The 16448-nt window shown below is 33.6% G+C and carries 8 protein-coding genes; 2 read left to right on the top strand and 6 right to left on the bottom strand.

Annotated elements, in window-relative coordinates:
• Window positions 1-15 precede the first annotated feature (15 nt).
• The 5 genes from ABD077_RS03575 to ABD077_RS03555 form a co-directional block, all read right to left on the bottom strand.
• The gene (locus tag ABD077_RS03575; RefSeq protein WP_343910571.1) at window positions 16-3006 is read right to left on the bottom strand and encodes a carboxypeptidase-like regulatory domain-containing protein; all 2991 of its coding nucleotides are present in this window, start codon (window positions 3004-3006) and stop codon (window positions 16-18) included.
• A 750-nt stretch (window positions 3007-3756) separates the two neighbouring features.
• A complete protein-coding gene (locus ABD077_RS03570) occupies window positions 3757-4740 on the bottom strand; it encodes a DUF4837 family protein (RefSeq protein ID WP_343910569.1) in 984 nt (327 codons plus the stop codon).
• Window positions 4741-4857: 117 nt separating this feature from the next.
• Window positions 4858-5337 carry a T9SS type B sorting domain-containing protein gene (locus ABD077_RS03565; RefSeq protein WP_343910567.1) on the bottom strand — a complete coding sequence of 160 codons (480 nt, stop codon included), beginning with the start codon at window positions 5335-5337 and terminating at the stop codon, window positions 4858-4860.
• A gap of 31 nt (window positions 5338-5368) precedes the next feature.
• Complete coding sequence (locus ABD077_RS03560; protein ID WP_343910565.1) at window positions 5369-6994, bottom strand: LysM peptidoglycan-binding domain-containing protein; 1626 nt, start codon at window positions 6992-6994, stop codon at window positions 5369-5371.
• Window positions 6995-7213: 219 nt separating this feature from the next.
• A complete protein-coding gene (locus ABD077_RS03555; RefSeq protein ID WP_343910563.1) occupies window positions 7214-8401 on the bottom strand; it encodes a phosphoglycerate kinase in 1188 nt (395 codons plus the stop codon).
• Between the two features lie 339 nt (window positions 8402-8740).
• Between ABD077_RS03555 and ABD077_RS03550 the strand changes: the two genes are divergently transcribed.
• Window positions 8741-9895, top strand: a complete 1155-nt coding sequence (locus tag ABD077_RS03550) for a DNA polymerase III subunit (RefSeq protein ID WP_343910561.1) — start codon at window positions 8741-8743, stop codon at window positions 9893-9895.
• Window positions 9896-9985: 90 nt separating this feature from the next.
• Window positions 9986-10372, top strand: coding sequence for a DoxX family protein (locus tag ABD077_RS03545; protein ID WP_343910559.1), 387 nt, complete (start codon window positions 9986-9988; stop codon window positions 10370-10372).
• Window positions 10373-10431: 59 nt separating this feature from the next.
• Here ABD077_RS03545 and ABD077_RS03540 read toward each other — a convergent pair whose 3' ends face one another.
• Window positions 10432-16236 (bottom strand): PA domain-containing protein, encoded by a 5805-nt coding sequence (locus ABD077_RS03540; RefSeq protein ID WP_343910557.1) that lies wholly within the window; start codon window positions 16234-16236, stop codon window positions 10432-10434.
• Window positions 16237-16448 lie beyond the last annotated feature (212 nt).

Genomic DNA, 16448 nt, shown 5'->3' with positions numbered 1-16448 from the left:
ACCAAGTTTATATAATTACAATGGAATTTTATCTAATGTTACCTTTTCCTTTTGATTGTATAATGATATACATTGTACTTTTTTAGTTTCATAGGTTGTGCCGTAGTTTGTATATACCGTATATTTTATATATCCAGGATTTATTTTAGAAAATTCGCCTAAGGCTTGAATGTTAATAATCCATTGTCCTGGTATTGCCTTGTCTATAGTAAATTCTTTGGAAAACACACCTGATTGTATGTTTGCCAATACTTCTTCTTTATTACTATTGTACTCATATTGCCATTCGTAAAATTTATTTTTTGGATTAACAAACTGTATTTCAAATTCTGATTGAGGGTCATTCCACTCAAATACTAATCTTACAGGAACTTCTTTTAACTTTAAAAACCTTTTTGGTACATCCTGATACGTAATCTCATTTCTATATAAACTCAATAATCGTCTTACTTCTGATTCTGCTTGTTCGGTTACTCCTTTAAAATCTATTCCAGATTCTTCGTTTCTTAAAACTTTTTTATAAATCTCAAATGCTGGTTGGTATTTTTTTATGACCGCATAAATTCTTGCTAAATCTAAATACGATTGTGCTTCATAAGGTGCTAATACCTTTATCCGTTCGTAAATTACCTCTGCATGCTTGTATTTTTTATTCGCTTCAAGCGAAAAAGCTAACACTCTTAATGCTTGTGGATTATCCTGTCCTATTTCTGCTATATTAGATAAGATCTCATTTGAAAAAGGTATATCCCATATTTTAAAATATGAAGAGCAATACATATAGAACGGTATACTAGTCTCATATTCTTTTCTTAATTCATAATATACTTTTTTCGCTTCTACATATGATGTGCTATTCCATAGAGTGTCTAGATAAGAAGGTCGATTTTTATTCTGATCTAGTAAAAATGTAGATTTATTGTAATCATTTCCTTTTACAAGTAAATCATTTACAGGTGTTTCATTTTTAACATTATTTTCTAATGTAGTAGTTATAATAAAAACGCCTCCTCTTCCTGCTTCGCCATACCGTGTAGCACCTGCTAAACCATTGATTACTGATATTCTTTTGATATTGGCTGGTTGTAAAAATATAGGTGTTGTCTGAAATATGGCGCCATCCACCACAAACAAAGGCTGTCTGTCATTAAAAAATGAATTATTTCCTCTTATCAGATAGGTAGCATCGTTTCCAAAACCTGATACCTGTACTCCCGGAAATCTTCCTCGGATCAAATCCGCTAAATAAATAGCCGATTTAGGGAATTCATCCGCCTCTAAAGTATAGGTTGCATATCCTAAGGCTCTTTTCTTTATTTTTTGACTACCAGTATCAAATTCTTCATCATTAGAAGATGTTTTTTTAGTATCAATTGCTACTTCTTCTAAAACAGTATACTGTGAAGTGAGATCGATGGAAATTGTTTTTCTGGCATCCAAGGTAATTTCTTGAGGTATTAATCCAAAAAATTCAAAACGTAGGATATCTTGATTTTTAGCATTGATAGTAAATGCTCCTTGCGCATTTGTAGATGTCTGAATCAAACTTCCTTTTACGGATACTTTACAGCCTTGCACTGGTACACCATTAGAAGATACTATCCCGCTAACCAGTTCTTCTGTGTTGTCATTATCATAGATAACGGTATCATCTACCTCATTTAAAATGTTTGAGATTGCTAAATCTGCACTAATTTTGTTTAGATTGATATAATATCCCTCGCTTAGTATTGCTGCTTTTTGCAATGATTGGTCATTTGCATCGGCCATATGATTGATATAAAAAACCGGGACATCATACATGACATTTGATTTGCCGTAATTAGCATACCCATCGCTAATTACCAGATACTGATCTGGTAGTGCTTCTTCTTTAAATAATACTTCAAAATTTGTAGCTCCGTTATAGCTTAGTTCTCGAATTACTTTGAATAGCTCATCGCCATTTCCCTTTTGTATACTAAATTGTTGCTGTTTATGGATTTTTTCAGAAAAAGTAACAAAAGTGATAGTGGTGTTTTTTATCTTTTTTAGATACTTTTTAAGAAACTCTATAGTTTTATCCACATCATTTTTAGAAGCTGACATTGATGTATCCCAATACATTACTATGTTTTTTGGAGTCTCTCGTTTCTTTAATTTTTCCTTTCCACCAGGGTACGAGATGTCTAACCTAAACGCCATTCCTACGTTTCTAAAATTTCTCCAAACATCTTGACTTATATATCGCAAATATGACCTTCCCACTGGAGAAGCGCTGATCGAAAATTCTATTTCCTTTCCATATACCTTGATTAACTCCAGACTTACTATAATATCATCATGCACTCTAATGTTATATCTAGAAAGATCAATGGTTTCTTCTCCTTTCTTTTTCGTAATCGTGTGATAAATATTACTTGTTAATATGTTTTTGCCTGGTTTTCTTTTTTTAGATTCATATATATTAACCCGTACTAAAAGACTATCGGATATATTCTCATGAATATGGAATTTAAGTTTTAATAGTTTAGTGTTTTTATGCCTTACTCTGATTCTTGTAGCAATTTCTCCTCCTAAGGCTTGTGCTTCTTTCCAATATCCAATGATTCCAGTATGTTCATAAGCATTTCCAATAGTTTTTTTCTTTCTTTTTTCTGCTACTACCTCAGCAGCTTCCAACTCATAAACTGTTGGTTTCATAAAGATGGTGTTGCTTTTTGTGAGCATTTCGAACATCTGATTTATGGACAACTGCACGGTTTCAAATCCTAAGCTAGAGAACTGTATGATATCGCTTGGTTTCAGATTCCCTTCATCATACTGAAGAAAAATGCGTCCATCCTGATCACTTACTGTCCCAATTCCTTTTCCTATAAATCCAACATTAACAAAAGGTATTGGTTGTTGAGTACTGCTATCCTTTACAAACGCATCTATAGTAATCTGATATTGCGCCGAGATACTGGCACTTATAAGCAAGGTAAGTATGAGGCTAAATATTATATTTGATCTTGTTAGTATCATCTTATGTAATTACACTCTTTTTTTAAAAGTAATCCACTATATATTTTCTTTCGGAATATGTTTATCCATAAAATTCAAAGATATCGCATTCCAGTTTAATACAATGGTACCTCTTAATTCATTTAACTTCTGTTGAGGTTTGTTGACTTATGCAATACTTGTTGCATAGGTAATCATACAAAGCATTCCCCAATTATATTTTTAGTGGTTTTCATTTGTTAACCACTTACTGATTGTTTGTTATTTTACTTTTTTGTTTATAATTGATTTAAAAAAAATCTCTACTCTTATATGTCTATTTAAAATAAGTTGTTACCATAAACTTGAAATTTTAACATTTCAAAATTGTTATCTACTGTTAAAAGAGAGAAACCTCTATTATAAGGCTTGGCAAAACTATAGCATCTACTCGGTAACTTCTTACGGAATTCCGTAAGTTCATTTTTTCTTAAATAAGTGTATCTTATCGTGAGTTATTACGTTAAACCCTTTTTATGCAGTAGAAAACCTATTCTATCTTTGAGCTACTGCAAATACTACCACTTCACTACTTTTTTTGATCTAACCATAGCCCTCAAGCTCAGAATAAACTACTATGCTGAAATAAAGAAAAAGCCAGTACTTATTGCACCTCAAAACTTTATTACGAAATTTTATTACATAAAACGGATTAAATTAACAAAGGGTATAAACTAAAAAAGCCTTCATTGAGAATGAAGGCTTTTTTAATACTCATAGTGTTACTAATTTCTATTCGAATTTTATACTCTTAATAATTGCTTCTAATTCGAACATATAATCTCTTTTTCTTACCGATGGTGCTAATACAAACCCTTCGATCACCAATTGTCTATTATTAGCGATATCATCTATTACATAATTTACAAATGGACCTGCCATATATCGATCTTTTATTTCCCAAGTACCTTTTGTTTCAAACGTAAATTTATCATCTAACGTGGTTTCATATAAATATGGAGCATACGCCTTTTCCGTAATAAACTTCCCGGAATTTGTCGGTATTTTCAGCATACCCACTGAGTCTCTTATCTGTATAATTTTGGCTATCGTATTGGAATCTTTGGGTACAGTTCTCATAGGTAATTCATAAATCATCAAATTCATATCCCCATTGGTCACATCTTTTCGTAACCAAAAGAACTTATCCTCTTCTTTAGCAATTCTGTAGGCAGAAGGCATCTTTAGTGTAATTCCCATTTTTTCCTTTAATTGAGGAATATATTCTAAGGATTTTTTAATTCGATATTGCTTCTCTTTTGTCTCTACTTTCTTATAATTAGCAACGATATCTGCCGATCGTTCTCGGATTAGTTTAACAATCTCCTCATCAGTTGTTCCCGTAATCACATATCCTAATTGAGGTGTGGCATATTTGTTATTAGCTCGATATACCTTTGACTCATCTCCTTGCTGAACTTTTAGGAACAATCGATATCTTCTGGATAATCCTGTAAAGGCATCAGAGGGAATTTGTTTCATAGAAAATAAAGGCTCTTCTTGAGGAAGACCTGGTACTTCTGCCCCGAAATATTTACGTATAGAGTCTCCTAAGCTACCAGCCCATATATCGTTATCAACAACTACGGCTAGTTCATTAATTTTACCGATTGATTGGGCAAGTGAACCATTTATCTTTTCTGAAGAATCCTTTTTAGTTTCTTTGCAGCTAAACAGACATACAGCTGAAAATATGATGAGTGTAAGTTTTTTCATAATACAAATATACTTGGGATAAGGTAATATTAAAAAAATACTATCTAGATAACCAAAATAGTTCTGGTTATAACATCATAAACCGTTCCAATGTATTGTGAAATATTAAAATCTTGCTTAATCAAGAATAACAGGGTCTGGGTCTTCAGGGTCTTCTAAACGACAACTGATTTCATTTGTACGAACCTTAATTGCACATATATAACCTATCGCTTTAAAGATATTTCCTTCATCTATTTCTAGTTCAAACCTATATACTCGAGTATCAAAATCTTCGTTTATAATAGTTTGGCTAAAACTCTGACTATCTTCAATACTAAAGCTATCTGCTTCAAAAACCAAATTTTCATTTAGAAAAAACTTAACCGAATTGTTCGGAAACTCTTCCAAGCCTGAGAAGTAATAGATATCATGAAATCCATCTCCATTCGGAGTAAAATATTGTGGAGCTTCAATATCTTTACCTTCTGGCAGATTGTTTACTTCAATAACATATGAATCCTGCGAACAGCAATTTTTTTCTTCAATTCTATCATCACCACTATTACAGCTGGTTATAACAATAAAGGACGCTACTATTAATAATAGTCTTTTCATATATTTAGTAAGAGATTATTAATAAGAAATTTTAAGATTTAGAAAGCTTCAGCTTCATTCCCGGTTTTATACCGGTTCCGCTGATGTTATTCCAGCTTCTGAGATTTTCTACAGAAATTCCTTTAAACTTTTGAGAAATGCTCCATAAGGTATCTCCTGATTTTACGGTATATGTTTCTGAACTACCAGTATTAACTGTGGCAACAGCTTTTTTAGAAGTGCTTTTTTTAGGTCTATCTATTACTGGCCTTCTTGGATAAATTGTAAGTCGTTGTCCGATTCTAAGATTATTACTTCTTAATCCATTCCAACGTTTTATCTGGCTTACTCGTACACCATATCTACGAGCAATTCTTCCTAGATAATCCCCACTACGTACTCTATATCGAATACGATCATTAGCCTCAAAAAACTTAGGAAGAGGCTTTTCTCTTTTATTAAATTCTTCTTGTGCTAATGCATAGATTTGATCTTCATTAGATACAAATTTACCAACTTGATCCAGTGGTAATCTCAACACGTAGTTTTCATCTTTTATGTGTGGGATGATATCTAATTTATAAGAAGGGTTTAGAAACTGTAACTCTTCGATATCAATATCCATAACTTCAGATACCTGATCTAAAGTAATCATTTGCTTTACCTTTATGGTATCAGTTTCGAAATAAGCAAATTCAGGTTTTTTAGGTTTAAATCCATGTTCTTCGGCATATTCAAAAATGTACATCGTAGCCAAAAATGCTGGTAGATATCCTGCAGTTTCTCTCGGTAAGTTATGACGAATATTCCAATAATTGGTGTATCCTCCACTTCTTCTAATCGCTTTGGTTACATTCCCTGGTCCTGAGTTATAAGAAGCCAACGCAAGATCCCAATCTCCAAAGACACGGTACAAACTGGCTAAATATTTACAAGCAGCTTGTGTAGCCATAATAGGATCCATACGTTCATCTACATATGAACTTACTTCTAATCCAAACATTTTTCCTGTTCCAAACATAAACTGCCATAATCCTGTAGCACCTACTCTAGATTTTGCTCTAGGTTTTAATGCAGACTCAACAATGGCTAAATATTTTATTTCTAAAGGAATATTCTGATTGTCTAATTCCTGTTCGAATAATGGAAAATAAAACTCACTCAATGCCATAAGTCTTTCTAAATGCTCATGTCTATTCTTTAGATATCTTTTTATCACGCTCTCTAAAGAAGGATTATATTCTACATTAAAGGGAGTTCGAGCATTTAATTCGGCTAACCTAGCTTTTAGTGTATCCGTTGGAAGATCAACATACTCCACTGGTTCATACGTTAACTCAGTAACCGATTTATAAATGGTATCAAACAAACTAGAATTATACATTTCCTGTTTCCAGATAGAGTCTAATTTTGCTAATTGAGGATGATCTTCGATTGTATATTGTACACTATCTTTTACACTTGTTTTGGTAAAGGTGGTAGTTTTCAGCTCACCTACGGTGGTAGTCGTTTGAACGGTATCTATTACCCTAATAGTATTTTTTTTAACTGTTAGTTCTTTATTCAATTTTAATGTTTTGGAAGCTTCTGAATTAGACATTGAAGTCGGAATAGTATCCTGACTATAAGAAGCCATACAAAAAAGAAAACCAAGGTATAACCAACAATTTTTTATCATTTCGAATATTGTTTACGAGTACTCCAATTAACGTATATTTTGGAGCGATTTATATAATGTTTGTACAAGTTATTAACAACACTGCTGCGAAAATCGTATTTTTTTTCTAAAATCCAAAAAATCAACAAGTTAAAAACACAAAAAAATCAGTCGAAGTGACTGATTTTTAATAACTTTTGTATTTATTAAGACTTTTCTTACAGGGTTTTATGCCTTTTGTTAATTTCCTATCGCAGCAATACCCGGAAGTGTTTTTCCTTCCAAACTTTCTAACATAGCTCCACCACCAGTTGAAACATAACTAACTTTGTCTCCAAAACCAAATTGCTTCACTGCAGCTACAGAGTCTCCACCTCCTACTAGAGAGAAAGCTCCATTTTGGGTTGCTTCTGCAATGGAATGTCCTAAAGCAATGGTTCCGTTTGCAAAGTTTTCCATTTCAAAAACCCCTAATGGACCATTCCAAAGTATCGTTTTAGAATTCAATATTACCTGATGAAAATTCTTTAGTGTTTCTGGTCCAGCGTCTAATCCTTGCCATCCATCCGGAATTGCATCAACACTCATGGCTTTTGTGTTTGCGCCATTATCAAATGCATCTGCGCCAATTACATCTACTGGTAGATGTATTTGAACACCTTTTTCTTCCGCTTGTTTAAGAATATTTAAAGCCAATTCTTGTTTATCATCTTCACAAATAGAATCTCCAATTTGTCCTCCTTGAGCTTTGATAAAGGTATAGGTCATACCACCACCAATAATTAGATTATCCACTTTGTCCAAGATATTTTCTATAATTGTAATCTTTGAAGAAACTTTAGATCCACCAAGAACAGCTGTTATTGGTTTTTCTCCACTTTTTAGTACTTTGTCAATACTATCTATCTCTTTTGCAAGTAAGTTTCCAAAGCATTTATTTTCTGGGAAAAACTGAGCAACAATTGTTGTAGACGCGTGTGCTCTATGAGCAGTTCCAAACGCATCATTTACATAAACGTCTCCCAATTTTGAAAGTTCTTCTGCAAAACCAGCATCACCAGCAGTTTCTTCTTTGTGGAATCGAAGATTTTCTAATAGCAATACTTCACCTGGATTTAATTGCGCAACGGCGTCTTCTGCTTCTTTTCCAACACAATTAGCTGCAAATTTTACTTGTACACCTATTACGTCTGCCACCTCTTCGATAATATGGCGTAATGAAAACTCTTCTTGTACTCCTTTTGGGCGACCTAAGTGGGACATCAATACTGCACTACCACCATCTTCTAAAACCTTAATAATAGTTGGTTTGGCGGCTTGTATTCTAGTATTATCAGTTACTTTATAGTTTTCATCTAGGGGAACATTAAAATCTACTCGAACTAATGCTTTTTTATTTTCGAAATTGAAATCATTTATTGTTTTCACACGTTTAAATTTTAGTAATTGTTTTAATTTAATTATAAAATTGAGAACGTGTGTAACCACTTCGTTCTCTCATTAAAAAATTTAACTATTCTCTTTTAAAAATCAATTTTTAAATTTCTTAATCTTCGTTTCATCAGATTGGATTGATTTTTCGCAAACGAAAATAATTTTATTTCGTCAAAAACCTTAAAAACTATGGTAAAAAATGATGGTATTTTTCCTCAAACTTCCACTTTTATCGATTTTTAGCAAAAAGATGGTTTTCAATGAAAAAATCACATTCCATTTATATCCTTCATCATCCATACAAATTGAACATTATTAATTTATATTTGCCTTATGCTTTTTTCAGAAATATTAGGGCTTACACACATCAAAAGTTATCTTACTACCAGTGTAGAAAGGGGTCGTATTCCTCATGCACAGCTTTTTGTAGGATCTAGTGGAAGTGGGACTTTACCCATGGCGATTGCCTATGCCCAATATATCCTATGTCAAAATACAGAAGGTGAAAACACTGGAGGCAACCAAGCCTGCAATGTAAAATTTAATCACTTAGCACATCCAGACTTACATTTTGCTTATCCTGTGGCTACTAATGATAAGGTTAAAAAGCATCCTACTGCAAATCATTTTGCAGAAGAGTGGAGAACCTTTGTTAAAGAAACACCTTACGGAAGTATATTTGATTGGTACCTTTTACTTGGAATCGAAAAAAAGCAGGGTCAAATAGGTGTGGATGAAGCACTAGAAGTAGTTAAAAAACTCTCTTTAAAGAGTTATGAAGGTGGTTATAAAGTGATGCTCATCTGGATGGCTGATAAAATGAATATTGCTGCTTCTAACAAACTACTGAAATTGATAGAAGAGCCACCCGAAAAAACTGTTTTTATTCTTATTACTGAAAAAGAAGAACAAATTATACAGACTATTAGATCCAGATGTCAGGTATTACATTTCCCTCCATTGGGAGAGCAAGTCATACAAGATGCACTAAAAACCTCGGAAAATATTTCCGATACTGAAGCATTAAAAATAGCGCATCAGGCGAATGGTGATTATAATAAAGCGTTACATTTATTACATCAAGATGGTGGTGATGAACAGTTTGAAGACTGGTTTATACAATGGGTACGAACAGCTTTTAGAGCCAAAGGAAATAAATCTGCTGTCAATGATTTAATAAAATGGAGTGAGTCTATTGCTGGTGCTGGACGAGAAACACAAAAAAAATTTTTAAACTATTGCCTTGATTTTTTTAGACAAGCATTGTTGCTAAATTATGGAGCTGAGGATCTTGTGTTTTTAGAACCTAAAACCAATGGTTTTAAACTTCAAAATTTTGCTCCATTTATTCATGGTGCTAATATTATGGATATCAGTAAAGAGCTTCAGGATGCTATTTATCACATAGAAAGAAATGGAAATGCTAAAATTATTTTAACAGACCTATCTATTAAACTTACAAGGTTACTGCATAAAAAGCCTGCATAAGGTTCTTACTAATATTTTTTATTGTTATCGTTTATTACGATTTTAGACTTTTTTACACATCAAAAACAAATTCGGCTTATGGATAATTTTATGACTCACATTGTCTCCATCACTATTTTATTATTCCTTTTAATCACCTTTTTACAATCTGGTATTGATAAATTAGTTGACTGGAAAGGAAACCTTAGTTGGTTAAAAGAGCATTTCTCGGCCACTTTCTTGGCGAATTTAGTCCCGTTACTTTTAGGAACCGTTCTGCTTATCGAAGTTGTTACCGCTGTATTTTGTGTTTTAGGTATCTATCAATTGATTTCTGATAATCAAACAAGTTTTGCTATCACTGCAATGTTTTTAGCCTGTATTACGCTATTAATGCTTCTTTTTGGACAAAGAGTGGCAAAAGATTACCAAGGCGCACTAACCATCACTTGTTATTTTATAGTAGCTGTGTTTGGACTATACGTAGTGCACTCTTAATAAAATAGAAAGAGCATCCACTGGATGCTCTTTCTATTCGTTCTATATTTAGTTTGTTTTTATTCCTTTAGTAATTTTACAATTTTCCTACCGCCTGAAACAGTTTCAATTTCTGTAAAATATACTCCACTTTCTAAATGGCTTATATTAAAGGTGTTTTGATTCGTTTCTAAAATTTGTTTCCCTGACATATCAAAAACTCTCACCGTTTTTACAGTTGCATTAATATTTACTAATGCATTTGCTGGATTAGGATAAAAGTTAATTTTGGAAATCTCTTCTTCATCCACGCTTAATGTGTTTGTATCCGCTCTAAAATAATATGTTTTGATACTTTGCCTTTTTGATCTTGTAATGAAAGTAATAACTACTCTATATTGACCAGACTCCGTAATTGTACAATTTTGACCTATTTCGATATCAAACCAATCAGAACTACAACTATCATCGGTTGTTGGGCAATTCTCATCAAAAGAAACATTACAATTAATCTCGTCCAATTGCTGCCATACAATTGATAATACATTGGTAAATGGCACATCGACAACCTCTCCATTCTCATTTACTATATTAATTACAGGGTAGCTTTGTCCTGTGAGAGCACAAAAAAGAATTTCATCTGCGTTATCGATAAGAGGGTTATCATCATTAATTTCTACCGTAATAGGTTCGCTACTTTCGCAATTATTCGCGTCTAATACCCTAACGATATAATCCCCTGAAGAATCTACTAAAAAGCTATTACTTCCTTGTATCGGAAAAATTACTTCTACCCCATCAGCAGCTAGCAGTTCATATGAATATGGAGGTGTTCCTCCTGAAGCATCCACAATAATTTCCCCTATTCCATTACTTTCATTCGATATTACAATTGCTGATGGTTGAAAAATCATAGCGGGTATAATAAAACTACACCCTAGACTATCTTGAACTAAGAATTCATGAGATCCAGCAGGAATATCAACAAAAGTATGTTCTCCTTCTATTCCATCCGAGCTATCCGTATAAAACAATGCAGGATTTATAGAAGATGTGAAAGAATACGGAGGTATTCCACCAGAAACAGCTAATCTAACAATTCCACCTGTTCCTCCAAAACATGGAACGTCACTATTTATTGTCAATGTTCCTTGAAGTGGATCAATAGAGTTTATTGTGTAATCTTCTGAATAAACACAACTATCTTCTGTTCGCGCCTCAAAAGTATAGGTATTTCCTTGTTCTAGATCTACAAATACTTCTGAAGATTGCCAAGGAGTTAACACTGGATCACTTATTCTATATTCAAAATTATCTGAACCACCATTTCCTGTAGGTGTAAGGGTAATTGTAATAAGTGGGTTGTCACATAAAAATTCAGAAGCAGAAAAATCAAGATCAATAACTTGATTAAGTGGGTCTATAGTGATTTCTCCTAAACTTACAGGGCAATTTATTGTATTTGTATCTCTAATAAATATAGAATATACACCATCGATCAACCCTGTAAATTGATTATTTGTTGACCAATTTATAGCATCCAAACTATACTCGTACTGACCATTTCCTCCTGTTGGATTAGAAACAGTAATTTCTCCAAATTGCGGTTCGTTTATACTACCGGATGCACTACAACTATAATCTTGAGTAATTGCAACATCAGCTGTAATAGGAATTGCGATATCCGATGATAAAATTTCAAAATCTTTTCTTGCGGGACACATAGTTCCATCATCTTCTCTAACTAGCGCATAAAACTGACCTTTTGGTAAACCTGAAATCACTACAGGAATATTTGACCCGGAAACATTAGTACTATTCCCTGTAAAATCTATTCCTAAAGATACATTTGTTACTTGATCAAAGATTTCCCAAGAAAGTTGTGATACAGAAGGATCATATCCAGAAATTTCAAAATCAACTTTTCCAGAGCCAAAACCAGGTACTTGATTACAAATATCATCGGTAATTGAAAAATTCACAATATCTGGTCCAAATGGAGGGATAATTGGAGAAATCTCTTCTCTATATATACAATTAGTAATATTATCTCTTATCTCTATTGTATAGCTTCTATGAAAAGCTAATCCTTCATATAGATGATCTCTAATTGGTGTATTGGCATCCACTGCGGTAGATCCACCAGCTAAATCATTAAGTGGTATAAAGTTTCCAAGACCAGGGCTTGATTCTCCAACAAGTCGTATATCGAAACCAGGAGGTGGGTTGGTTGGTGGAGCAATTCCTGAGCCTCCTTGAACCATAATCTCTAAAGAAACTCCTTGTGCACAGGAAGCAGACACCGTAATTGTGGTTAGTATATCATCAGGTGGTGATGCTATATCGTAAGGTCCAAAGGTTACCTGACTACACTCAGTGGTATCACCCGTGTTACTCACCAAAATATAATATTCTCCAAAATTAAGTCCTTCAAAACGAACCTCTGTAGATGTAGTTTGAATTGGATTTGCCGAAATTGTAACTGCCGGAATTAGAGGTCTCACAAAAAGATTACTCGCTTCTACTAAAGTATACACATAATCCCCTATTCCACCCGTAATTTCAAGATCTATTGATCCCAAATCTGTTACAATCGTAGATCCACCACAAGTTACAGGTGTTATAATGTTAGAAACCTCCAGTATTATCGAAGATTCTTGATTAATAGTAACACTTTCGAAAGTTTCACATTGATTAGCGTCCAAAACCTGAACCTGATAATCTCCTCCATTTAAATTATCAAATACAACGGTGTTATCCTGTGTAGGTCCTATTTGGGTTATTCCTTCTAACGTAAATGTATAGGGAGGTGTTCCATCTACAATACTTACTTCTATTTTACCAAACTGTTCTCCACATAACGGATCTACACCGGTTACGGATACTACTGGATCAATACTAGGTACATTAATAACTGCTGTATATTCGCATTGAGGAAAAATTGTATCGATTGCGTAAACGGTAACATCACCTGCAGTGGCAATTGGAAAAACCCCTGTCGTATTTGTGTATGGACCTCCTGAAGTTAAACTAAACGCAAAATTTTCAGGTACACTAATTACGTTAACGCTTCCTTCTATATCACATTGAATTGGATTCATAGTTAGATCTAATTCAAAATCGTTTTTGATCACTCCAAAATAGAATGGTATAAGGCATCCACTATCAAATTCGGCAACAATTCTATAATCACCTGCATCACTTACTGTATAATTAGGAGTATTCCCTTCTGGCAATTCTTCCCAATTAAGATCAGTACAGTTATTATTTAACAAAGAGCATGGATCGTTTGGATCTGATACGCAAGCTCCTGAAGGAATTAATCGCTGCCAAGAAATACTTGTTAGACTGGATGTATCAAAATTTGTTTCTATTAAAAAGTTTTGATCTCCACATAATGATATTTGTGGAATAGAAGTAAAATTACATTCTTCTGCGGTAACATCGATTCCATTAACATAAGCTAGTACTGGATTTTGAATTGTTTCGAATAAAACCTCAACATTAAAAATCTCTGTTGCAGTTAAACATTGTGGTTGAGTACCATCAATATCTTCTTTAATAACGCTATAAACTCCAGACAATGGGTTCTGAATTTGTAAAAAGTTGACCTGAGTAACTATTGGAGTTGTAATCCCTGGTCCAGACCATGTATATTGATCAAAACCAGTTTTTGCTTCTAGTATAATTTCTTCACTACAAACCTTGATGTCCTTTTCACATGGAGGAACGTTAATCAAAATATTAGGTATATCTGCAATAGCTTCTCCACAAACTCCAACTCCAGAGATACTACTAGTTTGCGCGCTTACTCCAGAAAACAATCCAGTATAAGAAGCAGATACTTCATTTATAATTTCACTAGAGCATTCTTCTCTTAATTCAGAACAACCTGAAACTATTGCCGCCTTATATCTTATAAAGATTGGTGTATCTTGATTAGATGACTCCACTATACTAGAAGGAATACTAAATTGTAAAACGCCTGGTGACTCTTCTATATAAGTCACTCCAGGAGGTAAACTAGCATCTACAACTTCAAGTAGATTTGTGTTATCAGGTAGTTTACTTGTTATAGTAACGGATCCATCAACAAAATCTTCGCTTCCAATATTTTCTATTTCCAAATCATAGAATATCTCATCCCCTAACTCTACGTTACCACCCGTAATATTAGTTACACCATCAGTATCATACACTCTTTTAACAATTCTAAGCTCAGGCTCCATTATTGTAACTGCAAATGAATTAAAAAACACGCTAAATCGATCTCGATCCGTCATCATATTAAACGTAGCTGAAGTCTGTGCATTACCTACGAGAACATTATTATCATTTGGCAGATCAAAAATATCTATATCGAATCCTTGAGTATTTTCTGAATTTGGTGTTCTCTGAGTAATAAAAGCACCATCTGAAGAAATAGAACTATTAAAAAAGTTATCGGATGGATTTACTGTTCCCAAACTTTCTCCTAAAGCTATTAGATTATTATTTGTACTTAGAATTCGCAGTTGGTCTCCATTTAAATTTTTATCTCCTTCCAAAGACGCTACAGCATAACGCACATCTACTGGTTGATTGCCTGGGGGAGTGGTAAATCCACTAAAACTAAATTCTATTGGGTCATTTCCACTAAATATCTGTGCAAACCCATCGCTTACACTAATAAATCTATTCTGATCTCTAGAATCTTCATAAACAGCAACCAATACCCATCCTCCACAAGCTGCATCACCACTACTGGTAAAACCTTGCGTAGCATTCATATTCGCCACTGTATACGTACCAAATGGGTTATCGGAGTCTAACAAGGACGTAACATCAGCATAACATACATAAGGCACCTCATCATTCGCTGCATTCCCCAATGGATTTGTAGGTGTGTTGCGATATCCATCAAATACAACACTACTTGCTGTTACATCTGCATAAGAACCTCCTGGTACTTTGAATTTTATATTTCTAAAATCCGCTGGACCTTGTTTTCTTGGATCTGTAAGGGGCAGATTAGAAATCCAATCATCAGCACCGCTTGATGACAACGTTGCTAACACAACACTAGTTTCCAATTGAAGTAATGAAATTAAATTCCCATTAGTGAAATTAGCATTATTAATATCATCATTTCCTATAGAAACCGATGGAATATTAATCGCTGGTCCATTTCCTATCATTCTTGGTAGCAATCCATTATCATTAACAATAACGACACCTACAGCACCAGCATTCTGAGCATTTACAACTTTTTCTCGTAGAGAACAACTACCTCCATCTTGTACTACAGCAATATTACCCGATAACTCTGTTACATTTGTAATACCACATCCATTTACAGGCTGAGCAACCACCAGATAGGAAGAAACAGGACTACGCTCGATATCCGAAGTATCATTATCAAACTCCGAGTTTCTAACTACATACTGCTGAGCCAAAGGACCATTGTTAACAATGAATGCCGTTCCTGTATTTGAATTGGAAGCTATCTCATTTTCCGCAAAATTAACTGGAGTATTTACTCTAGCCATATAATAATTCGCCGACCAATACAATCCAGCATATACCAACTGGCTACAATCTTGTCGTGGCACTGTTAAGGCTGCTTCACTAGAACTAAAGGTGGTTGGGTCGTTATCCACATCGATATAAGCAGTAACATTATTACCATTGTTATCAGTACCGTTATAACTTCTGTTTGGATTGGTAAAGCTAGTGCCATTTGCATCTTCAATAACCCCCACAATATCATTCCCAGTAACAGTAAGATTTCCTTTTATGTTAGGAAACGATATCCTATTAGAAAAAGGAACAGTTTCTTGGCTATAAATTACTCCACCAAGGAATAATATGATTACTAAAATTTTGTTGCGTAATAATATACTCATATGATAAAAATTCTTAGTTGTTGTGTATCAATTTTATTGATTGTTTCAGGAATCCTTTATTAGTGTCAAAAAACAGGAAAATGTTACCTAAAAATTTCGATTAATTACATAATATGAAATTCGCTTTTATCTTCATTGGTTTTAATACAGATTCTCCTTTTTTTACTTTAAATCATCTATGAAAACTTAAAACAACTCTAAAATAATTACTT

The sequence above is a fragment of the Aquimarina litoralis genome, from assembly GCF_039523995.1.
GTDB classification, from domain to species: domain Bacteria; phylum Bacteroidota; class Bacteroidia; order Flavobacteriales; family Flavobacteriaceae; genus Aquimarina; species Aquimarina litoralis.
Note: the sequence above shows the minus strand (reverse complement) of the source record. Positions and strands in the feature narration are given on the sequence as shown.